The organism is Bacillus sp. FSL K6-6038 (genome assembly GCF_038050455.1).
Lineage (GTDB): Bacteria > Bacillota > Bacilli > Bacillales > Bacillaceae_G > Bacillus_A > Bacillus_A pseudomycoides.
Genome location: NZ_JBBOUH010000001.1, coordinates 2,891,969 through 2,915,054 on the forward strand (window position 1 = coordinate 2,891,969; position 23,086 = coordinate 2,915,054).

The 23,086-nt window shown below is 34.2% G+C and carries 24 protein-coding genes, 5 pseudogenes and 1 riboswitch; of the genes and pseudogenes, 13 read left to right on the plus strand and 16 right to left on the minus strand.

Going from position 1 to position 23,086, the window contains the following annotated elements; translation table 11 throughout:
• Positions 1-167: 167 nt before the first annotated feature.
• The 3 genes and pseudogenes from NSQ40_RS15030 to NSQ40_RS15040 all read left to right on the plus strand — a co-directional run.
• Complete coding sequence (locus tag NSQ40_RS15030; protein WP_003198256.1) at positions 168-650, plus strand: DUF2975 domain-containing protein; 483 nt, start codon at positions 168-170, stop codon at positions 648-650.
• Positions 651-660: 10 nt separating this feature from the next.
• On the plus strand, positions 661-879 hold the full coding sequence (locus tag NSQ40_RS15035; RefSeq protein ID WP_018765802.1) for a helix-turn-helix domain-containing protein: 219 nt from the start codon (positions 661-663) through the stop codon (positions 877-879).
• A gap of 119 nt (positions 880-998) precedes the next feature.
• A pseudogene (locus tag NSQ40_RS15040) lies at positions 999-1,235 on the plus strand (transposase); the annotation flags it as partial.
• Positions 1,236-1,345: 110 nt separating this feature from the next.
• Here the strand turns inward: NSQ40_RS15040 and NSQ40_RS15045 are convergent.
• From NSQ40_RS15045 to NSQ40_RS15070, 6 genes and pseudogenes are all read right to left on the minus strand, one after another.
• A pseudogene (locus NSQ40_RS15045) lies at positions 1,346-1,597 on the minus strand (Tn3 family transposase); the annotation flags it as partial.
• 257 nt (positions 1,598-1,854) lie between these two features.
• Positions 1,855-2,145: a hypothetical protein gene (locus NSQ40_RS15050; RefSeq protein WP_018768208.1), complete on the minus strand. Its 291-nt coding sequence runs from the start codon at positions 2,143-2,145 to the stop codon at positions 1,855-1,857.
• The gene (locus tag NSQ40_RS15055) at positions 2,124-2,348 is read right to left on the minus strand and encodes a hypothetical protein (RefSeq protein ID WP_081621560.1); all 225 of its coding nucleotides are present in this window, start codon (positions 2,346-2,348) and stop codon (positions 2,124-2,126) included. The genes NSQ40_RS15050 and NSQ40_RS15055 overlap by 22 nt, the downstream gene beginning before the upstream one ends.
• Positions 2,349-2,449: 101 nt before the next feature.
• On the minus strand, positions 2,450-2,683 hold the full coding sequence (locus NSQ40_RS15060; protein ID WP_206777239.1) for a 3-ketosteroid-delta-1-dehydrogenase: 234 nt from the start codon (positions 2,681-2,683) through the stop codon (positions 2,450-2,452).
• A 515-nt stretch (positions 2,684-3,198) separates the two neighbouring features.
• Complete coding sequence (locus tag NSQ40_RS15065) at positions 3,199-4,629, minus strand: Ig-like domain-containing protein (RefSeq protein WP_098217432.1); 1,431 nt, start codon at positions 4,627-4,629, stop codon at positions 3,199-3,201.
• A gap of 316 nt (positions 4,630-4,945) precedes the next feature.
• Positions 4,946-5,077, minus strand: a complete 132-nt coding sequence (locus NSQ40_RS15070) for a hypothetical protein (RefSeq protein WP_255258775.1) — start codon at positions 5,075-5,077, stop codon at positions 4,946-4,948.
• Between the two features lie 126 nt (positions 5,078-5,203).
• On the opposite strand from NSQ40_RS15070, the gene NSQ40_RS15075 reads away from it, so the two are divergent.
• Positions 5,204-5,425, plus strand: coding sequence for a hypothetical protein (locus NSQ40_RS15075; protein ID WP_003198239.1), 222 nt, complete (start codon positions 5,204-5,206; stop codon positions 5,423-5,425).
• Between the two features lie 146 nt (positions 5,426-5,571).
• Here NSQ40_RS15075 and NSQ40_RS15080 read toward each other — a convergent pair whose 3' ends face one another.
• Entirely contained in the window at positions 5,572-6,483 is a 912-nt protein-coding gene (locus NSQ40_RS15080; RefSeq protein ID WP_098101475.1) for a DMT family transporter, read from the minus strand.
• Between the two features lie 127 nt (positions 6,484-6,610).
• Here NSQ40_RS15080 and pdxR point away from each other — a divergent pair, with 127 nt between their 5' ends.
• Positions 6,611-8,053, plus strand: coding sequence for a MocR-like pyridoxine biosynthesis transcription factor PdxR (gene pdxR / locus NSQ40_RS15085; protein WP_018767509.1), 1,443 nt, complete (start codon positions 6,611-6,613; stop codon positions 8,051-8,053).
• A gap of 379 nt (positions 8,054-8,432) precedes the next feature.
• On the opposite strand, the gene NSQ40_RS15090 is transcribed toward pdxR, so the two are convergent.
• From NSQ40_RS15090 to NSQ40_RS15105, 4 genes are all read right to left on the minus strand, one after another.
• On the minus strand, positions 8,433-9,320 hold the full coding sequence (locus NSQ40_RS15090; protein WP_098101474.1) for a DMT family transporter: 888 nt from the start codon (positions 9,318-9,320) through the stop codon (positions 8,433-8,435).
• Positions 9,321-9,647: 327 nt separating this feature from the next.
• A complete protein-coding gene (locus NSQ40_RS15095; protein ID WP_003198232.1) occupies positions 9,648-10,385 on the minus strand; it encodes a metallophosphoesterase family protein in 738 nt (245 codons plus the stop codon).
• 14 nt (positions 10,386-10,399) lie between these two features.
• On the minus strand, positions 10,400-11,341 hold the full coding sequence (locus tag NSQ40_RS15100; protein WP_098018190.1) for an aminoglycoside phosphotransferase family protein: 942 nt from the start codon (positions 11,339-11,341) through the stop codon (positions 10,400-10,402).
• 14 nt (positions 11,342-11,355) lie between these two features.
• Complete coding sequence (locus NSQ40_RS15105) at positions 11,356-12,159, minus strand: VOC family protein (RefSeq protein WP_098101473.1); 804 nt, start codon at positions 12,157-12,159, stop codon at positions 11,356-11,358.
• A gap of 210 nt (positions 12,160-12,369) precedes the next feature.
• Here NSQ40_RS15105 and NSQ40_RS15110 point away from each other — a divergent pair, with 210 nt between their 5' ends.
• From NSQ40_RS15110 to NSQ40_RS15125, 4 genes are all read left to right on the plus strand, one after another.
• Complete coding sequence (locus NSQ40_RS15110; RefSeq protein ID WP_018767511.1) at positions 12,370-13,269, plus strand: sulfite exporter TauE/SafE family protein; 900 nt, start codon at positions 12,370-12,372, stop codon at positions 13,267-13,269.
• A 358-nt stretch (positions 13,270-13,627) separates the two neighbouring features.
• Positions 13,628-13,820: riboswitch (Lysine riboswitch) on the plus strand.
• A 112-nt stretch (positions 13,821-13,932) separates the two neighbouring features.
• Positions 13,933-15,396 (plus strand): amino acid permease, encoded by a 1,464-nt coding sequence (locus NSQ40_RS15115; RefSeq protein ID WP_018767512.1) that lies wholly within the window; start codon positions 13,933-13,935, stop codon positions 15,394-15,396.
• A gap of 140 nt (positions 15,397-15,536) precedes the next feature.
• Positions 15,537-16,046 (plus strand): GNAT family N-acetyltransferase, encoded by a 510-nt coding sequence (locus NSQ40_RS15120; RefSeq protein WP_098159305.1) that lies wholly within the window; start codon positions 15,537-15,539, stop codon positions 16,044-16,046.
• 97 nt (positions 16,047-16,143) lie between these two features.
• The gene (locus tag NSQ40_RS15125; protein WP_098159306.1) at positions 16,144-16,449 is read left to right on the plus strand and encodes an iron-sulfur cluster biosynthesis family protein; all 306 of its coding nucleotides are present in this window, start codon (positions 16,144-16,146) and stop codon (positions 16,447-16,449) included.
• A 148-nt stretch (positions 16,450-16,597) separates the two neighbouring features.
• Here NSQ40_RS15125 and ycaC read toward each other — a convergent pair whose 3' ends face one another.
• Positions 16,598-17,233: an isochorismate family cysteine hydrolase YcaC gene (gene ycaC / locus NSQ40_RS15130; protein ID WP_003207504.1), complete on the minus strand. Its 636-nt coding sequence runs from the start codon at positions 17,231-17,233 to the stop codon at positions 16,598-16,600.
• 598 nt (positions 17,234-17,831) lie between these two features.
• Between ycaC and pssA the strand changes: the two genes are divergently transcribed.
• A complete protein-coding gene (gene pssA / locus NSQ40_RS15135) occupies positions 17,832-18,323 on the plus strand; it encodes a CDP-diacylglycerol--serine O-phosphatidyltransferase (protein WP_018767515.1) in 492 nt (163 codons plus the stop codon).
• Positions 18,324-18,349: 26 nt separating this feature from the next.
• Positions 18,350-18,539 (plus strand): annotated as a pseudogene (locus NSQ40_RS15140) (Tn3 family transposase); the annotation flags it as partial.
• 54 nt (positions 18,540-18,593) lie between these two features.
• Here NSQ40_RS15140 and NSQ40_RS15145 read toward each other — a convergent pair.
• Positions 18,594-18,920, minus strand: a pseudogene (locus tag NSQ40_RS15145) (ADP-ribosyltransferase); the annotation flags it as partial.
• Positions 18,921-19,147: 227 nt separating this feature from the next.
• Here NSQ40_RS15145 and NSQ40_RS15150 point away from each other — a divergent pair.
• Positions 19,148-19,628: pseudogene (locus NSQ40_RS15150) on the plus strand (NUDIX hydrolase).
• Between the two features lie 164 nt (positions 19,629-19,792).
• On the opposite strand, the gene NSQ40_RS15155 reads toward NSQ40_RS15150, so the two are convergent.
• From NSQ40_RS15155 to NSQ40_RS15165, 3 genes are all read right to left on the minus strand, one after another.
• Positions 19,793-20,281 carry a DinB family protein gene (locus NSQ40_RS15155; RefSeq protein ID WP_003198206.1) on the minus strand — a complete coding sequence of 163 codons (489 nt, stop codon included), beginning with the start codon at positions 20,279-20,281 and terminating at the stop codon, positions 19,793-19,795.
• Positions 20,282-20,635: 354 nt separating this feature from the next.
• Positions 20,636-20,896, minus strand: coding sequence for an NUDIX domain-containing protein (locus NSQ40_RS15160; RefSeq protein WP_003198201.1), 261 nt, complete (start codon positions 20,894-20,896; stop codon positions 20,636-20,638).
• A 25-nt stretch (positions 20,897-20,921) separates the two neighbouring features.
• Positions 20,922-22,148: a phospholipase D-like domain-containing protein gene (locus NSQ40_RS15165; RefSeq protein ID WP_003207494.1), complete on the minus strand. Its 1,227-nt coding sequence runs from the start codon at positions 22,146-22,148 to the stop codon at positions 20,922-20,924.
• A 371-nt stretch (positions 22,149-22,519) separates the two neighbouring features.
• Here NSQ40_RS15165 and NSQ40_RS15170 point away from each other — a divergent pair, with 371 nt between their 5' ends.
• Entirely contained in the window at positions 22,520-22,720 is a 201-nt protein-coding gene (locus NSQ40_RS15170) for a DUF1657 domain-containing protein (protein ID WP_003198197.1), read from the plus strand.
• Positions 22,721-23,086: the final 366 nt, after the last annotated feature.

Sequence of the window (23,086 nt, forward strand, 5' to 3'; positions counted from 1 at the left end):
TAAAGTAAGAGCATTTCTTTGTAATGAGAAATGCTTTTTATTTTTGTCAAAATTAAAAGGACATTTCAATAACAATAATAATATAATAAAAAACAATATGAATTTATTGTAAAACGATAAATCACATGATAAAATCATGTTGTCATTAAATAAGCGAGGTGCTTTTTATGAAACAAGTTACGACACTCTTTTTAAAGCTAGCTGTTATTTTTATAGGAATCCCAGTTCTTGCATTGTGCATATTTTTGGTACCTAAGTTCGGGAATTTTGCTGGAGAATTGTATCCAGATATTGCTTATATGAAATCTCTCGTTTTAATCGATATGTACGCGGCAGCGATACCTTTTTACTTTGCTCTGTATCAAGCTTTTAAACTTTTAAGCTATATTGATAAGAACCAAGCGTTCTCGGAATTATCGGTAAAGGCTTTAAAGAATATAAAATACTGTGCCATCACGATCAGTACCTTGTACTTGCTAGGTATGCCACTCTACTATCTCATAGCGGAAAGAGTTGACCCTCCAAGTATCATACCAATCGGATTGGTCATTATTTTCGCCTCTATGGTGATCGCCGTTTTTGCTGCTGTTCTCCAAAGACTTTTACAAGAAGCTATTAATATAAAATCAGAAAATGATTTAACGGTCTGAGGTGGAGGATATGGCAATTATTATTAATATTGATGTGATGTTAGCAAAACGAAAAATGAGCGTAACGGAGCTTTCGGAGAGGGTTGGGATTACGATGGCGAATCTTTCCATTCTGAAAAATGGGAAAGCAAAAGCGGTTCGTTTTTCAACATTAGAAGCGATATGTAAGACTTTGGATTGTCAACCAGGTGATATTTTGGAGTACAAAAGCGATGAAGGCACTCAATAAAAACAGACAACAACTTTCTTCAACCAATGGGATTAGATAGTGAAATTAAGATGAAGGGATAGCGATTAAGCTATCCCTTCTCTGCGTTTATTATTGTTATTTAATTAGAGAATTCCATTGAGAAAAGGTTGATAGAACAAGCCAAAAGAGAAAAAAAGAAAGGGATTACCTATAAGGAACGTAGTAAACGGTTAAGTGGAATCAACGTGTATATTACGAACCTTTCTGCAGAAAACGTTCCAACGGAACATATCCATGACTTATATTCATTACGTTGGCAAATTGAAATTTTATTTAAAACATGGAAATCTTTCTTTCAAATTGACAAATGTAAAGAAATCAAGAAAGAACGCTTAGCTTGATGGCGATGGGGTACCACCCACATTTTAACGAAAATATACACTAAGCAAATTTCGACATAAAAATAGCCGGATTTTCTACTCTAAGAAAAATCCAGCTTTTATTTTTAGACTTGTTGTAAGGGACGAAGAGCTTCTAATGTTGTAGTATCTTTCGTATCGAATCGATACTCACCTAAAAAATTAATATGTTCCCACCCTAGTGGTGAGATATGTTTTAATAGTTCTTCATTAAATCCATACGTACTATTTAACATTTCTACAGCTTTACTTAAATATGTGGTATTCCATATAATGATGGCATTAATGAGAATACTTAATGCACTTGCTCGTTGCAATTGATCTTGGAGTGCACGCTCACTTTTTATTATTTATTACACCTATCTACCACCTTAATAATTTATACAAGATTTTATGCAAAAAAGAAGAAAAAGAAAATAACGAGGATCCCTAGAATCCCCGCTATATCAATCATGTATAAAATCTTGCATATCGATTGTACATCAAAAAGAAGAAAGAACCGAATCAAAACAAGGATTCCCCCTTGTCCTTGCTACCGATAATGAAACGTTATGTTAACCTTATATGTATAGAGTATTCATAAACCATCATACTCTTATTCATCTTTTTTATTAGGTTCTTGGATTTGGAGTAATTCAACAAAAACACTTGGCATGTCCTGTATTTGAATTCGATTGTCTACAAAATGTTGCAAATTAAATCCATTAAAAAGAGCCATTCCTGCTGTTGCTAAAGTTCTGGCATCCAATGAACTTCCGACAATACCTTCATTTTTCATTTCTTGAATAAAATGTGTAGTAAACGTCCTCCATTCTTCCATCTGGAGAGTAAGTATCTCTTTTATCTGTGGTAATTCATTCGAAATCATACAGCCTTGAAGAAGCATAGAAGAAGACCCCTTCTCATACTTAATATCTCATTTCCTCTATTCGGAAATGATCTTATTAACCAATAAAAACTACGAAACTCATATCCACAATCCTCCATCCACCGATAGACTTCCGTTGTATATAAGTCATCTTTTCGCTTTATTATTTGAACTTTATATTTTTTACTTGGAGAAAAAAACTCTGCTATTACCTGCTCCATAACTAAATTCCCCCCTTTAAAATATTAATGTACAAGCAGTATAATTTCTATTTCAAAAAACACAAAAAGAACCATTTTGGTTCTTTTTATTTTTTAGAATCCTATTTTATACCTTTATATTCACTTATGTCCGCATCATGGAACGCCTCTCGCCATACATCAAATGTTTTACAGAGTTCCCTAGTACCCTTCTTATGTAGATGAACATACTTATACCCATATTCATCTCCTTTTTTATGACGAACTTGGTTATTTTTTTTTATTATAATTCTACCAGATCGGGTAACATCGTATTGTTCTTCATATCCTGTAACACTTCTTCTCTCTTCCACCATATCTTTCACCTCTAATTAACTAAGATTTTTTTAACTAGTTACATTTTTAAATCTGATGTATGAGTATTTATATTTTCATATTAACATAGACATCTATTCACTCATTAAAAATCTATCCTATCTTCAACTTATAAGCCAACTCATAAAATCTGCTTCTTATCTGTACAACAGGAAATACGAACAAAGGTGCTTTAGTTGAATAAAGCTTAAACATAGTATATAAAAACGTTTGGATAATCCCAAGCGTTTTTATATGCTAAATATACTGTTATTTAATATGCAAATTGTGTTGCAAAATCATGCGCTATTTATACTGTGATTAGGCTTTTTCTCCATGTTATCTGAACTACTTACACCCAAACAGGTGGTTTTTTAAATATCGTTTATGAGCATTTTACTTTAACAGAGCCAATACAAAAAGGACCGATCTATTTCGATCCTACTTGTAAATACTTTACATATCTTACTTACTTACTTACTTACTTACTTACTTACTTACTTACTTACTTACTTACTTACTTACTTACTTCTATTACCTTGGATGGGCTATAATTCCCCGCACTATCTCTTACTACTACGCTTACTCTCGTTCCCATTTTTTGTACTGGTATCTTAATTGAAAACTGTCCTTTTGAGTTTGCCTTTCCTTTACCAATAAGAGTTGAACCCACTTTTACATTCACATCTGTATTAGGCTCAGTTGTTCCTGTTATCACTGTATCCTTACTGGTCAGTTTATTTACATTTGGGATAGTTGGAGGTGTTTTATCTAGTACGCTTATTGTTGTAAATGGGCTGCTATTGCCTGCACTATCCTTTACTATTACACTTATTCTTGTCCCTGCTTTTTGTACAGGTATCACAATTGAGAATACTCCTTGTGAATTCGCTTTTCCTTTACCAATAAATGTCGTTCCAGATTTTACAGAGATACTAGAATTAGGGTCAGCTGTTCCTGTCACTACCTTATCTTTATCTGTGACCGCATTCACCTTTGGAGGTAAAGGTACACCTTTTTTCATAATGTACGCAGAAGAAATATAACCTACTAGTTTTTGATCTGCCGTTTTGACTGGATACCATACAAACTGATTATTACTGTTTAAAGATTCATCATATGCAAAGTTCCCCTGAATAATCAAGTTGGTATTTTTGCTTAACGGCTTCCCACTTGATGCGGAAGTAGGTTTGGATCTTAAGTTCACTCCATCTCTTGTTACAAGTACTTGGTCGCCTGTTTTAAGATGGTATGTAGAGGGATGTAAACCTGTTAGTGTGTACTCTTTCTTTTTAAATACAATATTTTTGCTAGTGTTAGGGTCATATTCGAAATCAGCTGTACGGAAAGGGAACTGTGCCAATTTCGTATCATTTAAAAAACTGTATTGTTCAAGAATAGCAAATACTTTTTCTTGATAAGCGTTTGAATTTTTCTGGCCATTAGCCTTATATAAAGGGCTATTTGCAGGTTTTGTTCCATTATAAGCCATAACAGGGAAGTACCAGTTTTCAATTACTTCTGGTCCAGCAGACTTTATCTTAGGAAGATCCGTTCGCTGATACATACCACGAAGAACTTCAACACCCGCTTGAATATTATACTCAATATCGTATTTTAACTTTTGTTGATCGTACTTGGACTGATTTGTAATTTGCATAATCCCAATTCCGCCGTCTTGCGCTATGATTGGCCGGCCGTTTCCATCAAATTGTTTCCAGCCACTTTCTTGTGCAGCCACAGCTTTTACAACTTCAGGAGGAACATTTGCTTTTAATGCTGCGTTCGTTAGTAAGCAATTCATGTGCTGACGAGAGGGATTTTGATTCGGCTTAATTTGACCGTACGGCCCACACGTAGATGCTGCAGAAGCGGGAACCTCTTCATAAGACCAACATAAAAGCATAAAACTAGTCAGTACCCCTGCTTTTAGTAAGTTTAGTTTCATTCTGCCATTCTCCAATCTATGTAATAATCAATATTTATATAGTATATTTTACCATGATATATTATTAATTTTCTATAATATAATAATTAGTTTATTAAACTAACAAAATAGAACCAAATCTACAGAGGAACTAACTTTTTCATCTCACAAAACCCTATAATACATCTTTAACTGCAATATCTGTCCTTTCTATTTTACGTTTCAATTCCGATTTCCCTAGACAATTATCAGCGAAATAGAGCACGCATATCCGAAATAATACGTATACCACCGCCCACTCCGTAATAAGTAGACATTTCCATATCGTTAAAGAGTATCACCTTCTTTTTACTCGTAATTCATCAGATAAAAACAACTCTACAAACCACATACGTTCCTCTACCGATTCTACTTTTTGATTTGTATAATAAAATGCTGTAACCTTGTTTGCGTCTTCAGCTTCCTTCATTTCCACGCCCTGTACATTTAAAAATATAAACTAGCAAAATAATTAGTATTACTGGGTTATTAATCCAAACATTCTATTTGATTGATTAATATATTAATAGTAAATCGAGAAAAGGAGGTTTTTTATATGACTAAGCATACAAAATGTGCCTGCGAACAATTAGAAAGATTACAGTTAGGTACAGAAGTAGATGTTTTTCTTACAGGAACAACACTAGAGGATCTTATTTTCACTAACTTTAATCCAGATAATTTTTGCGCAACCTTTGTGGATAACACAACAGAACCTGGCTCTGTAATTGTTTTGGACTGTCGTGATATTCAAGCACTTAGAATTGAAGCTAATTAGAATAAACATAGGGCTTTGAAAAAAGCCCTATGTTACAATTCCATACGTATATTTCTATATAATTTATAAAACAATGGGCAGTGAAACAAGCGCTATCTTTACAAAAATAAAAATGACCTCTTTCATAGAAAGAGGTCATTTTTACATTAACTTACTTTTTCCAAATTGAAAGCGGGCTTTTTTACCGCTCCTTTTTTCACAACGTACAAACCAATAAATATAACAAGTCCGCCAAGCAATTGCATCGTATTTATTCTTTCTCCAATTGTTACTGCGGCAAAAATGACAGCAAACAACGGGACAAGATACATATAGACCATTACTTTTGTAGAGCCAATTTTGCTAATACCAACGTACCACATCGCTAGTCCAAAGACTGTTGCAAAGAGGATTGAATAACCTAATGAACCCCAGCTTAACGTATCTGTCTGCCATGTTAGTGTATTTACGTTGAATAAACAATATACGACAAGTGGCACAATGCCAATTAATGTAGACCAAGATGTTACTCGCATTGCCGAATATTTTGTAATAAGTGGCTGTGCAAGAATTGGATACCAACCCCAAGCAATCGCAGCAACTAATCCAATTAGATTTCCAAGCCAAGCATACTCATATGTAGATTGATTCGTATGCCCTGTTAATAAAACAAGTGCTGCGCCGCTAAAGGATAATAAAGAACCGATTTGAATCTTCATCGAAAAACGTTCTTGTTTGTGTAACACTGCTAAAATCCCTGTAAAAATAGGTGACATCGCAATTAATAGTGACGCATTTGTTGCTGATGTATATTTTACAGATAACATAAATAATGTTTGATACAATGTTGTTCCAACTATCCCAACTACTAATAATCTTAACCAATCTTTTCTCTCAATTCGTAGCGATCGTTCCATAAAAAATGTAATCAATAATAATACCGGAGATGCAACTAAAAATCGTAAACTATTAAATTGAATGGCTGACATATACGCCACTCCATATTTTCCAATTGTATAATTCGCTCCCCATACTAAAGCAACTGATATTAGGAGCCATTCCATTTGCCATCGTTTCATCCGAATCTCCCCTTCCACTACCTTAGCATAGTAAAATTGGCTGGATACCACACCGTCCAATTGGCTGTTTTTTCACCCAGCCAATTTGTTATAATGAAACTAGATAAAGAATAAGGGGACGTTATAAATGGAATGGAAGTTAGATAATGACAGCAAGATTCCGATTTATCAACAAGTTGTTGATTTTATTGAAAGACGTATTATGTACGGAGAGCTTCATCCTGGTAGCTTTCTCCCTTCGGAACGAAAATTAGCAATCCAACTGAATGTAAACAGAAGTACTGTTACAACTGCTTATAATGAACTGCGTGCTATGGGAATTGTGGACAGCACAACTGGAAGAGGTACACGTGTAAGTACACATATGTGGGGCGTTTCTCCAACATTAACACCGAACTGGAGAGGATTCGTAGAAGGTGGTACTTTTTTACCGAATTTACCACTACTTCGACATATTCGAGAGCAAGTCCAGCAAAATGAAAATATAATTGATTTCGCAAATGGAGAACTTGGTTGTAACCTGTTTCCCCATGAACAGTTACAAAGCATTTTACGTGAGCAACCTTTAACGCAATCACTTAGCTATGATCATCCACTAGGCTATCTACCATTAAGACAAGCGGCAGCGAAATATATGAGAGATTATCTAAAAATTGAAGCAACAGAACAATCGATTATGATTACTTCTGGGGCACAACAAGCGCTTCATCTTATCGTTCAATGCTTATTAAACCCAGGTGATGCGGTAGCATTTGAAAGCCCCTCACATTGCTATTCATTACCCCTCTTCCAATCAGCGGGGATTCGTATTTTCCCGTTACCTGTTGATGAACATGGAGTGAATCCTGAAGATGTGCATGAACTATATCGAAAGCACCGAATTAAAATGATTTTTTTAAATCCAAATTTCCAAAACCCAACAGGTACGATGCTTCATCCAAATCGAAGAAAAAAACTTTTATCGTTATGCGCAGACCTACGTATTCCAATCGTTGAGGATGATCCATCTAGTTTATTAACATTAGAAAATAAACAGCCTTGCCCTACTTTAAAATCCATTGATGAAAATGGAACCGTCATCTATGTGCATTCACTATCCAAAATGATTGCACCTGGCCTTCGTATCGGTTGGCTTGTTGCTCCACAGTCAGTAGTAGAACGGTTATCAGATGCACGGCATCAAATGGAATTAGGACTGAGTATATTTCCTCAATGGCTCATGCAGCAATTTTTTGAAACTGTTCCATTTGATACGCATATAACACAATTACGCAATCAGTTAGCACAAAAAAGAGATGTCATTGTCGATGCCCTAAATTATTATCTTCAAGATAAGATTTCTTTTTCAAATCCTAATGGCGGGATTTACATATGGGGAAAATTAAAGGAGCCTATTAACGAAAAACAGCTTATAATGCAAAGTTTAAAACAGCAAGTAGCCTTTATGCCTGGCAGTATTTTTGGAGCAAAAGATGGCTATATTCGGTTATCGTATGGGAAAGTAAATATCAATCAAATAGAGGACGGAATTTCTCGTTTACATACCGCCATTGAATTTTGTCAAAAATAAAAAAACATTTTTCATGGAGCATTAATGCTCCATGAAAAATGCTTTAGACTACGGAAACAAGTATGAAACTATAACAAATAACTGTGTGCTTTCTAGACGTGAAAATACCTTTTTGTTACTATAATCAAATGTGATTTACTTAAAGTTTTTATTTTTAGAAATTCATAAGCACATTTTTTCAAAAATAGTCCACCTCAGTTAGATATTTACAAAACATTAAGAAATTTTATCGTTGATTTTTATTGCTATAAAAATTATACCCTATTTGCTACAAACACTAACTATTAGCATAAAACTACTTATCAAAAGTAAATCTGATTTATATGAGCTAAAATGATATAAATGAATATTCTCAACTTGAACGTATTCTAAAAAACATCTATCCTATATTTTTTTTATAATTTGTTTTTAATAAACTTTTAAAATCTAGTTCAGCGATTACTACACTTAATAATATAAGAGTTGCACCTAAATAACCTTTAGCTGTGAGAGTTTCACCTGTGAAAACGAAAGCAAAACCCGCTGAAAAAACAGGTTCTAATGAAAAAATAAGACCTGTATGTGTAGGACTCGTATATTGCTGTGCAATGATTTGAACAATGAAAGCCATTGCTGTACAAAATATGCTTAATACTAAAATTGAAAACCATGATTCAACAGTACTAGGAAGTTTAGGATTTTCCATAAACATTGAGAAAATACTACTAAATAGACCGACAAAACCAAGTTGTAAAACTCCAAGGCTAATTGAATTAACCTGCTTCGTTATTGTTCCAGTAATGATGATATGGACTGCATAAAATAGAGCACATAAAATACATAATATATCTCCATAACCTATTTTTAATTGGCTATTTAACGTTAATAACCCTATCCCTACTATTGTTAAAACAACTCCCAATATAACTTTTTTTTCAGGTCTTTGTTTTAAAAAAATAGATGATAATACTGGAATAAATATCACTGTAAGACTCATTAAAAAACCAGCATTAGAAACCGATGTATACTTTGTACCAAAAGTCGCAAAAATATAAACTATAAACAAGATAACAGCTAATATAAAAGCATATTTAATAGTTCTAAAATCAATTTTGATTAAATGCTTATAAAACACTATACCTGACAAAAGAAAAGCAATAATAAAACGTAATGAGATTAAATTATATTCTTGCATGTAATTGAGGCCAACTTTTGTAAGTAAGATGGATGCCCCCCAAAAAAATGTAACCAATAGTAACATTAAATCCGCCTTTAATTGTATTTTCATCTCTATTCCCTCGTTAGTTTTTAACTTTTAGCATATTTCATCATTTATTAAGGTTACTATACACCTTTTGAATACAGACATGAGCTGCCAACCTAACCTAAGGATTTTTAACCATGCCTATTTGGAGAAAAATCATTGTATCTAATGATTTCGCTATTTCTAATTCTCTCTATTTAGAAGTTATAATTACTCTCCCAATCATTCATCCGGCTTTTTATTTTAAATATTCAAAATAATTATTTTAGAATATTCCCTCCCCTATAGTTAATATTTTTAAGTATTTATACAGAACTGTATATTGATTTAACAAATATATTTTGTCTAATTCTACTTTAATCCCCGATACTTAGCTGTCGTCAATTCTTGTATGTACGCATCAATCTCAGGCATTTCTTCTTCTCTAGCCAATCGGATCGCAAGCTCTATATCATAAGGAACTCTTACAAGTTGAATTGAGAAACTTGCTGCCTCTTTTTGGCCATATACACCTTCAAAAATCAAATAAGAGGCTTGCGTAATCTCAAGCGGGTTACCCACACTTCCTGCATTACACAAAGTTTTCCCACGAAAATTTTGCACATAGGCTTGATGAATATCTCCGTAGCAAACGACATCCGGTTTCCTTTCACCTTCAATGTTTTCTGTAAGATTACTGTTTTCAAATAAACTAACACGTTGTTCCATTGGAGCTCCGGGCTGAACTCTTTCATATAGGCTTCTAGGTGATGCATGGAACATTCTAATTAGTTTCCCACTCATTATAAATTCAATTGAAAATGGTAATTCCCTTAAATAATTCCGCTGCTGTTCTGATAATTGTTTTTGATGCCATTGTAATGTTTCGAAATCACTAGGCTTTGTAATAAAATCATCCCAATTTCCCATTACAACATGCTCACATTCTTTCCGAATAATCTCAATTGCTTCACTAGAATGTGGCCCTTTCCCTACTAGATCACCTAAGCACACAATACGTTCTATCCCTTTTAATTTGATGTCTTTAAGAACTGCTTCTAAAGCAGGAATATTACCATGAATATCTGAAATAACCGCTATTTTATCCAAATCAACACCCCCAACTATTCTATATTTATTATATCTTTATTAAAAGATTTATACCAATTTGGAATATAGGAAGTAAAATCATTCTGATCGTCTACAATCCGCTTCAACCTCCCCTTCATTCCATCTAATAAATTTGGTGTTACTTTATGTGCCCAAACAATATCTGCTGGAAAAATCATCGCTGCATACAGTGAATATAGTTTCCAAAAATGAAGTGACGGCTCCCCATCACAATACCCATGGACTTGTCCAACAGCAAATGGTTCACTTATATCAATTGTAAACAAGGCCGTTTTATAAAAATCATGAATGGGATCCCCAAAATCAAACCTCGCAAAATCGATTACTGAACGAAATTCATTATGATGAATCATAATATTTGCTGGGTGAAAATCATCATGCAGAAACACAGTAGGACGATTTCGCAATAAATTCTTATGATTTTCTACAAAGGTTAACACCGATTGCAAGTCAATAAAATCCACCTCGTATTCCACTAATAATTGCAAATATCTCTCGTATTTATTCCATCGAGCTGTTTCCCAAGATTCTTCTACATTCTTTTTCTTCACTGTATGAATTGTCTTTAAGACTTCTCCCGCCCTTTTTCCAGCCAAATATTGCTCTTTCTCAGTCAACTTTCCAAGTATATCTTCACCATCTTCTCCGTTAACCCATTCAAATACTTGTACACATTGATTTAATCTAACAAGCCTTATAAAATGAACTGGTTTGGGTATTGGTATACCTAATGATTCAAAATGACGCGTATATTCATATTCTTCGCGCTTACGTTCACTAGTTGACATATCACACACTTTAATAAAATAGCGTTCATCATTTTCTAATTCAATTTTATATTTTTTATCAAATGAAAAACCTTTTGGAATCAAAGTACATTTTACTATACGAGGCCAATCCAATTGTTGTTCTAACTCCCTTAGCACCTCTTCCACATAGACCACTCCAATTAATATATGTATACATTCCCTAAAATTTGTTGTTTTTTCTTCTGTGTATTTGCTCCTTGAAATTCAGCCGCAAAAGGAAGTTCTCCATATTTTAACAAACATTCTTGCACGAACCCTTCACCACTAGGTTCACAAAACTGCACATTTACATTTTCAAGCAATATACTTTGACAAAGCGCATTCCATTCTTGATGAATTTCAGGTAAAGTCACTTGTACTTCGAGTATCTCTTTCCATCTTTCTACTGTTGCACGTGCATTTTTTACAGCATAATATATTGTCTGAATTTCTTTTACCTCGTTGCTATGCGGGACAATGACGCCCACTTCTTGTAAATCGAATCGCCTACTCTCATCAGATTCTTCCCACTGTATAAAGAAAGGTAATTTCGGTCCACTATCTTCCTGTTCCACAAATAACATTTTCCATTCGATAAGATAACCGTCATTTCTCATTCGTTTTCCTTCAAACGGCCCTTTAACTTGTAACCCTTTTTCCATGAACCTTACCGCAAGTTCTTCAATATAATCTGTACGAAGAGCAATTTGCAGCATTCCTTCTCTATCTCGTAATTTCTCTACAGTTTCCTGAACAAGTGGATTATCCGCTTGTTTCGCTGTATCTTCATGTTGCACTGCTAAAAATTCAATATAAGATAAGTCAAAATAACATAAACTATTCCATGTCCCCCAGTTTGTATGTTCTCCGCCCTGTACCGTATGAAATCCAAGCTCCTCCATTCGCTTTTCTGCTTCCTTTGGTGTGCACCTAACGGTATGAACGAGATGATCAAATGCTAACATAATTTTCCCCTCCCTTTATTTACATCCTTTTATTATATAACTGTTCTGTTATTTCAATCAATTTAAAAAACTTTTAAAACCTAGTTGCTTTATGAGATTAATATGCATTATAATAATAAAAAATTAACGTTAAGCTGATTGGAAAAACCAAAGGCTCTTTTCTCACTTGAGAAAAGAGCCTTTTTATTTATTATTACAGGGGGATTTTATATGCAAAAATTAATTGTCTTTGCTATTATTGGTTTTTTTGCTCAACTGATTGATGGGGCACTTGGAATGGCTTACGGAGTAACGTCTTCCTCATTATTATTAATGTTTGGCATTGCACCTGCTGTCGCTTCCGCATCTGTTCATTTAGCTGAAGTTGTTACCACTGCAGCTTCTGGCGTATCTCATATTCGATTTGGAAACGTTGATAAATACACTGTTTCCAGACTAACATTACCAGGTGCAATTGGTGCTTTTGTTGGTGCTTGTTTTTTAAGCAATTTACCAGGTGATTTAATTAAACCTTACATTTCTATCTTTTTATTTACTTTAGGTGTCTATATTTTATTACGATTTATTATTCAAAAACAAATTGTCCAATCAAATAAACGTATGTCTGGTAAGCAACTTATACCACTCGGATTGTTTGCGGGATTTGTTGATTCAACTGGTGGAGGTGGCTGGGGACCTATCACTACACCAGTACTTCTCGCACGTGGAAATGAAGCAAGAAAAGTCATTGGTTCCGTTGATACGAGTGAGTTTCCTGTCTCATTAGCTGCAACTATTGGATTTTTCATTTCATTGGGCTGGGAACAAGTAAGCTGGTTTTGGGTATTTGCTCTTATGCTCGGCGGCATTATCGCCGCTCCAATCGCTGCATGGTTAGTACGAATTGTACCTTCACATTTACTTGGTGTACTCGTTGGTGGACTGATTATTTTTACAAATATCCGGACACTGCTTACATCATTTAAAGTGGATCCAACAATTATTAACCTTTCCTATATTGCAGCGGGTCTTGTCGTTATCATTGCACTTTTCATTTCGGTTAGAAATCACTCCCAGCTTACAAAACAAAACGTTGGATATACGACTGGACAAAAACGAGTTTTGCCTTAAAACGGAAATAATTATAAAGTGGTGTGAAATACTACGGTAAGCAAATGATAAGTTTGCTTACCTTTTTTAATCTCTTTAGCACTCTTTATTTTGCTTATAATCAATGTCGAATTTATTTTTCTGAATTTTCTTTTAATTTTAGAGGATTTTCCATATCTTTTTGCGAAACATTTGTATAACAATTTTTTCTTCATTTTTTTACATATCAAGTAGGTTCGGGTGGAATTTTGAAACGTTTCCTATACAATAACCGATTTTTTTTGATATTTTCCTACAAAAATTCCTTGCAATATTTTCAGAAACTAATTACAATTGCCATATATTAAAAATCACAGCAATAAATAAATCCTCATCAATCCGATGAGGTAGAGGTTGCGGCTTTTATTAGTAGAACGGATTAGACACAGAGAATGTCAATGACTCCGTTTGAAAGGAAATGCTGCCGAAGTTTGTATTTCTTCTCTGGAAGTACGAGCTGGGGCTGTCTCCAAACAGGAACAGAACTGTCACGTTTACAAAGTACCGTGTAAACGTGGGGTGCTATCTTAACGGAAGGGTATGATGGGGTGGTTATTTGTGAAACGTTCCGCCAAATTCCTTTGGCGGTTTTTTGTATTTTTCTCCCCGTTCCTTCCTAATCTTACAAGAAAAGGAGTGTTGAACATGAATAGCGCAACGAATCAAGCTACCTCTACAAAACAATCTACACAAGGACAAGGTGAATTAAGACGCGGGTTAAAATCTCGTCACCTTACGATGATTTCTCTCGGCGGTACAATCGGTACTGGACTATTTCTTGCCAGTGGTGGTGTCATTCACACAGCAGGGCCTGGCGGAGCTCTCATCGCATATGCGGCAATCGGAATTATGGTTTACTTCTTAATGACAAGTTTAGCTGAATTAGCAGCTTACATGCCTGTCACTGGATCTTTTAGCACATACGCGACAAAATTTGTCGATCCATCACTTGGATTTGCACTCGGCTGGAATTATTGGTATAACTGGGCAATTACCATTGCCGCTGAACTTGCAGCCGTAACATTAATTATGAAGTTTTGGTTCCCAAATACACCTTCCCTTATTTGGAGTGGCCTTTGTTTAGTCATTATGTTTCTTTTAAATTACTTATCTGTTAAAGGGTTTGGTGAAGCGGAATATTGGTTCGCACTTATTAAAGTAGCTACTGTTATTATCTTTTTAATCGTTGGATTTATGATGATTTTTGGTATTATGGGTGGCGAACCTGTTGGATTTAAAAACTTTACTGTTGCAGATGCACCATTTAACGGTGGTATTATGGCAATTATCGGTGTATTTATGGCTGCTGGTTTTTCATTCCAAGGAACTGAATTATTAGGTGTAGCTGCTGGTGAAACTGCCGATCCAGAGCGTAGCATTCCAAAAGCAATTCGCTCAATCTTTTGGCGTATTCTATTATTCTACATCTTTGCAATACTTGTTATCGGTTTATTAATTCCGTATACAACTGAAAGTCTTGCAGCTAGCGATGTAACAGTAAGTCCATTTACACTTGTATTTGAAAAAGCAGGAGTTGCATTTGCCGCTTCTGTTATGAACGCAGTTATTTTAACTGCAGTTTTATCTGCTGGTAACTCAGGTATGTACGCATCAGCTCGTATGCTTTGGGATTTAGCAAGACAAGGAAAAGCACCGAAATTTTTAGGTAAATTAAATAGCCGCGGCGTACCTGTTAACGCGTTAATCGCAACTTCAGTAGTTGGCTGTGCCGCTTTCCTAGCTTCCTTATTTGGCGACGGTGTTGTATATATTTGGTTATTAAATGCATCTGGAATGTCCGGATTTATTGCATGGGTCGGAATTGCTATTAGTCATTATCGTTTCCGAAAAGCATATATTGCACAAGGAAAAGATTTAAATGATTTACCGTATAAAGCAAAATGGTTCCCATTTGGTCCAATCTTCGCATTTGCACTTTGTGTCATTGTCATTTTAGGACAAAATTACGGAGCATTTATAGGCGAGTCTATCGATTGGAATGGTGTACTTGTTTCCTATATTGGCTTACCTCTCTTCCTTGCGATGTGGTTAGGATATAAATTTACAAAGAAAACAAAAGTAATTCCTCTTGATAAATGTGAACTTTAAGTGATAAAAGGCCAGCAAACATCAATCATGTTTGCTGACCTTTTTTATTGGAATGAATCCTTCACATTCAAAGGATATGTTTTCTTTATGTCGAATGGTTTACTGCATAGAGGAATTATTTAAAAAAGGGTGGGATTAAAATGAACGTCGCGTTAGAAATTGTCTCCACAGAACAACTTGAAATATTAAAGAATTTTTATGCTCTATATTTACATGATTTATCCGAATTCTCCCCTACCCTTCATCCAAATGAAAATGGATTTTTTGAATTTGATGCTTTTGAACTTATTTGTAACCGAGATGAGCTTTCTCCTTATTTCATTACATATGAAGAAAAATATATCGGGTTTCTTCTATTAGCGAAACCACCATTCACAGCACCTGAAACAGACTGCTGCATTAACGATCTTTTCATATTAAAAGCGTACCGCGGAAAAAGGATAGCAGATCAAGCAATTTTAGAACTTTTAAAACAGCACAAAGGAACCTATTATGTAATGCAATTAAAAAACAATAAAACAGCGGTGAACTTTTGGAAAAAGTTCTACCAAAAGAATGAGATAAAGTATCAAGAAGTTGAGAAAATAAGTGATGACGAGTTATGCTTAACACAAACATTTACGGTTCCATCCTTACTTTTCAAATCGTAATCCCTATACGTTTATCATCCATTGAAACCCTTTACTTCCCTATTTCTAATGTTTTTACAATAATAGAATAAGAACTATAAACAAAGGTTGGGATTCCATAAACATTCGCGTAACTGATGAGGCAAAAGCCGTATTACATAAATTAAACGCAAATAACAAAAACATCATACGTATTAGAGGTACAATGACAAATTCTTGTAGTATATTTGTTGATGTTGATTTAATTTTCGATGAGTATAATCCAAATGAAATCGCTTATGAAGATGAGCAACTTATTATTCAAATGGATGATTTTACAAAAGACTATATAGGAAATACATTAAAGCTTGATTATAAAATGACAGGTTTTAGTATTACGACTCCTAGCGAAACACTTGTATATGGATTATCAATTAAAAAATGAAGAATGCCCTTGTTTCTTGACTGAAGCAAGGGCATTCTTTATTTTTATCAAGCCTAATAGGGGTCACCATACATCACCATCAAGTTAAGAAATTGGTTGCTCCCGAAAACGAAAAAAATAAAACAGTACAACTATTAATTAAGTCATTTTACTTGCTAAGCTCTCTTTGAGCTCTCATATAGCTTTCCATGATATTTTGATAACTAGGAAGATGTTTAGCAAGTAAAGCTCCAAAACCTTCAACGTCATTTCGCCAGTCACGATGTAATTCTGCTGCAACGCTAAACCAGTTCATTAATTGGACTCCTCCATGAGCCATACGCATAAGGGCAGCATCTGCAACTTGTTTACTAAAAGTCCCTGATGCATCAGTTACAACGAATACCTCATATCCTGCGTTTACAGCAGATAGTGCTGGGAACGCAACACAAACATCAGTAACAACCCCTGCGATAATTAGTTGCTTTTTACCTGTTGTTTCGATGACTTTAACAAATTCTTCATTGTCCCATGCATTAATTTGTCCAGGTCGAGCTATTTTTGGCGCACCAGGAAAGAGCTCAACCAATTCATGCATTAGTGGGCCGTTCGGTCCGTTTTCAAAGCTTGTTGTTAAAATAACTGGTAAATCAAAAAACTTAGCGGTATTAGCAAGAGCCAAAACATTGTTCTTAAATTCATCAACACCATAATCACGCACTAGGCTGGAAATAAGACCTGTTTGATGATCCACTAGAAGAACAGCGGCATCATTTTTGGAAAGACGAGAATAGAGATCAGACATTTTTATAGTCCTCCTTAAACTAATGTAATAGAAGAAAGTTCATATATCGGTAAATTCTTCTTAAATCTCATTCGCTTGTTACAATCATTTTCCTTTTATTGTTAAGTAATTGATTTATTTCTCAATAAAATGACCATCGATCGTTTAGATAATGAGTTATATCCCTTGGAAAAGGTACCTTGCAGCAGGAGGTACCTTTTCTTTGTTTACACTAAAATAATTTCATGCATCATAATTACAATATAATCAAAATTACTTTTAATAAGGGGATTACTGCATTCTATATTCATAAACTGAGAACCTTACATCAAATTACACTTTTCAAGTTTTTACCTCTCTCCTCTTTCCCCTTTTCTATTTTAGAGCCTGTTTTGATTAATCTTTTTTTCAAAACAGGCTTTTTATATTAGGTAAATCAACAGTAATAGACTTACCCATGATCAAACATTTTTATAAACCAACATAACGTACAGGAAATCGGCTTTTCTCTTGTCGAATTTACTTAGCGTACAGTGGTCATATATTTTTAAGAATAACGGAAGAATATATAGAAAATGCTACATAAATGTGAAGTTTGATCAACTTAGGGGGGACAACCTTGTTCAATCAGATAGTAAAAGCTGTACCCAATTTATTTACGATCGGAAATTTATTGTGCGGTGTTTTTTCAATTACCATGAATATGAGTGACTATTTGGAAGTAGCCTCCATTTTTATTTTCTTTTCAGCTGTTTTAGATCTTCTTGATGGAAGGATTGCGAGAAAATTAAAAGTGAACAGTGAGTTTGGTGTAGAATTGGATTCCTTAGCTGATATTGTTAGTTTCGGAGTTGCTCCTGCACTTTTATTTCATTCGATAGCAACACCATCTATTTTAACTTCTTTGGCATTTATCCTTTTCCCAACGATGGGTGCTTTAAGATTAGCTAAATTTAGTGTTAAACCAACCATTGGATATTTTAAGGGATTACCTATTCCAGCTGCTGGATTACCATTGGCTGGTATGGGATTGTTTTTATATAGTAATGCATGGATTACATTAATCCTCGCTCTCTTAATGGTAAGTCCAATTAGGTTTAAAAAACTTTAATTGAAGTCCCGCCCATCGCCATCAAGACTTTATGGAATATCGTTTATTTGAGTAAAACTATAGAAGTATTAAAGAGTAAGTATGATTTCAATGAGGAATTGCTAGAACATATTTCACCACTTGGGCTGGGAGCATATAAACTTTTTTGGAGAATATCGATTTAATGTAAAAGATATGACAACATTGGAATCTCTTCGTCCATTGCAACAAACTTAGCAAAATGAGAGCCGATTTTTTCTTAAAGTAAAAAAATCGGCTCATTAGATTTTCAAATGATTTTAAATCAGTTCCACGATATACTTGTATATCGTAGGGAACACTTGCTTTATTTAAACCGCTTTTAATATTATCAATTACACTTGATTCTACACCATCCAAAGAGTCTGCGATTCCCCTAAGATAATTATTAATTTTTCTATAATCATCCCCAGTATATTGTCTAATAGCACTTCTTTCACTTTCAGTTAAAGATTCTATCCAACTATCAAAATGCTTACTCCCCCATTCATGCGCTTCCACTAAATTGCTAAGAGGCTTTTTAGATCCACCATTCAGATTCAAATTCTCAAAAAATTGTACTGTTTTCTTCTTAAGCACATTTCCATTTTCTGCAGGAACTTTCCCAATACCATAAAAATCCCAACTTGATGAACACGCGACACGAAGTTCCCAACTTAATAGAAGGCTATGTTAAATAACTCTGTTGGTATTCGATAAAAATAAACAAATATTCTATAATACAGAAAAGAACATTTTTCAAATTAAACCACTTAAGATATTTAAATAGGGAATTGTTAATTGTTGTTGATACTGGGGGGAGAAAATTGACTACTACCTATGTAAACTGGGGAGAATCAAGGGTTAAATTAACTTGGGAAAAGAACAATAAACTTCCACAAAACGATTTAATTACAAGTGTACACGGCTTTTGTTTTCAAAAAATAAATTATTATTGGTTGATTTAAAAGAGGATGGGATTTTCCAGGAGGGCACATTGAATTTGATGAAACTCCAGAAGAATGCTGTAAACGTGAAGCGATGGAAGAAGGTTATGTAGGGGGAGAATGCGAATTGTTGGGGTACATAATCGTTGACCATAGTGAAAATCCGCTCTGGAATGAAAATAGTCCTTATCCTAAAATTGGTTTCCAAGTATTTTACAAAATGCATATAACAAGACTACATCCATTCGAAGCTAAATATGAATCTGCACAACGTAAGTTTGTAAATCTTCATGATGTATCCTTATATCATCATGAATGGAACAGTCTTTATCAAGAAATATTAGATTGTGCTTTACAATAGCAATATAAAAGACTTTCAAATCAAAGAAAGTCTTTTTATATTATCAATAATATTCATTAATAAAGCTTAATAGAAAAATAAAACAGTTGGTACTTTTGTGTCGTAAGAGTAGGGAGATTTGTGTCGCCAGACATTAGAGTAGATCATTTTTTAGTACAATTGAATTAATCAAGGTCTGTGTTAGGAGGACTGTATCCAAGGTGACGAGCCATTGATACGATTTGTCCTTTATGATGAAATTCATGTGTCTCGGTATGGGTTAAAAGCCATAGTGGAGTTGTACTCCATGGTTCTTTTTGCCATTTCACTTCATTTGCTATATTTTCGAACCAGCGAGCATGGAATTCATCCAAAAAACGTTGTACAATCTCATCTACTAACTCAAATTTGGCGCGAACTTTCTCGACATCTGAATGATTAATTTCATAATCAGTAGCAAACGAAAAATCTGCTCGCCTTTGGTTAAATGCGAATGATCCAAGCCAGTATCGATAGCAATCGGCTACATGAATATGGGTCTGTATAATGCTACCACTTCCGAAATTTGGAACTGTGCTGTGCAACTTTTGCAGTGGGATTTCTTCCAAAAACGCAAATAGAATTTCTCTGGTAGAGCTAATAAAGCTGTACTGTTGTTTTAAAACATCTAACATTTAATATCACTCCTCATTTATTTACCATAATCTCCGTTAACAGAAGCTAAATTATATATCTTTATTTTCCTTCTCCAATATATGTTTTACATCATTTCTAAAGAATTTAAGTTCATTTTTTATTTTAATCAATTCATACAGCATAAAAAGTAATACCAACAATATTAAGATTTCCATCATAGCAATCCCATCCTCTAGATTTTATGGTTCATAAGTATGTGAAGAAGAGGTATCGCAATATTTAATACCTCTTCTATTTAAGGAAATTAACAGATTGACAAAAATGAACTAAATTAGTAGTTGGATAATTTTGTTGCAATGAATTGTGATAGCAAAAAATTATGCATTAAAATTTTACGGTTTAATCGAACCATATTTCAAATTTTGAACCCTTTGTGATGTTTCCTCGTATAGTTCTCTTACCGCATATTCTCGTAATGACTCATTTTGTTCTCTTCCACCAGCTGGTAATTCCCATTGTTTTCGATATATATTGAAGCATAAAAGATATTTATCATTATAATTTGCGGCTACAAAGGAACTACCTAGAGGTGAATAGTCATTTATAGCGTACTCTTCTATGTTTAGAAATTCTAATAAAATACAGTTTACCACTCCTTAATATAAAAATACTTTGTTTTTACAAATAATACTCAAACATTTTTGCAACCTTTTCTTTCATTTTTTCTTTTATAGATAATTGATTGACGTCAGAGGATGTTACTCGCTTTGAATTTTGTAAGTCTGCATTAATGACTGGCTTTATTTTCGAAATATAGACAGGGTCATGGATATAACAGTTCATTTCTTCATTTAAATGAAACGAGCGCGAATCAAAATTCACGGTCCCAACCATCAATACTTTTTCATCAATCAAAAATACTTTACCGTGTAACACTCCCTTTTTATAACCATATACTTCTATTCCCTGTTTTAATGCTTTTCGGATATATGGATACGCTGCTTCTTTAACTAACAGTGCATCCGAATGAGGTGAGAACAGAATTTTGACACGGACTCCCCTCTTTCTTGCATCTACTAATGCGTTCCAAATAGTTCTGTCTTTTGGTATAAAATAAGGTGTTAATATAATGATGGACTCTTTTGCTTGTTGAAACAGCATTGCATAATCTTGCCCAAGTTTTTCTCCGCTATAATATGCAGTAAATCGATGCGAGGTTGCTCCCTTTTCCTTTATCGCACTATGTATCGGAATCGGTTTCTCTGAGTTTTTCTTCCAGTCTAACACAAATTGGTGTTCTAGATCTTGAACTCCTTCTCCTCGTATTTGAAGGTGATAATCTCTCCAGTAACCAAGTTTTTCTTTTTCTCCTAAATACTTCTTGCCAATGTTAAATCCGCCAATGTACCCAATCTTTCCATCAATAACTGAAATACGACGATGATTCCGATGATCCAAAGAAGAAGAAAGATAAGGGAAAGCAGGCTTATTGTAATACGTAAAATGCACTCCTTTTTTAACTAATAATTCTCTTTCCTTTTTCTTTAGTAAAATTCCACCTAGCCTGTCCACTGCATAGTATACTTCTACACCTTCCTGACTTTTTTGCCTCAATAACTCTAGAAACTGATGACTTACTTTATCATCAGCAATAGAGAAAAAGTTAATATGCACGTAATGTTTTGCTTCCTTTATATCTGAGAATAATTGATTGTTTAACTGTTTCCCGTCTGTATACATAGTAATATCACTTTGACGAATAGGGTATTGGCTAGGCTGCTGGCCAAATCTCCCACTTTTTTCAGCTGCTGTTCTGTCAATTTCATCCCAAACAAGCAAAACAAAACATACGCCGATAAATACAAAGAGGAGTACCAGGAAAGTTTTCCCTATCTTTTTCAACATATTTAATCTCCTTTACTTTATATAGTATCGTTTTCTTTCTGTTAGTTTTTGTTATCGGGACAAAACTATTCCATATCCATCCATGAAGCTAATCTTTACCATACAATATGTAAATAAATCACATTCTTACATGGTAGATTTTTCTTATGAATATTCTATTCATGTTAAGTTAACATAACACCACTTAATGGTATTCCATGTATCTATTAGCTAAAAAAATCCTCCTTCGAATAATTAACTGTAAAATTTCTCATTCACATAACTCTAATTTAAGGTTATTATTTCCAATAACCCTAAAATTGGAAATCGTACTATGATAACAAAATAGGCATTCTATATTTTGAAGTACATTTACAAGGAGGAAATACTACATGACAGTAAGCACTAAACTTAAACAAACTATTGCTGGATTAAAGAGTGCTCAAGCATGCCTAGAAGGATTTGTTCTTGATACTGATAACCAGCAAGCAAAACAATTATATAAAGGTGCAGCACAACAAACTCAAGAAATTATTGAATCTTTAAATCCTCGTCTTCAGCAAATTGAACAAGAAGAGCCTCAGTACAAGTAATAACATAATACCTTTCACATAGAATATCGTCCACATGGAAGAGTGCTCAGCTTAGATAACGATTATCAAAATGATGATTACAATTAAAGGGTTTCACCACATCACTATCAAGATAAGAAAAGCAAGTATCCCAAAACAAAAAAATGTACATTTTCATCTGGAGATGTACATTTTTTCGTTTTGGGTGTGTTATAAAATTCTTAAGTTGATGGATGTGTGGCGGTACCCCATGCCAATCAAGCTAAAGCGAAATTGTATCCATAATACGAAAAACACCTCCATTAAAATCATAACTGATACTTACGATTTAGAGAGGTGTTTTTTATTGTCTCTTTCTCAGGGGGCACTCCAATAGGAAAGGATGAC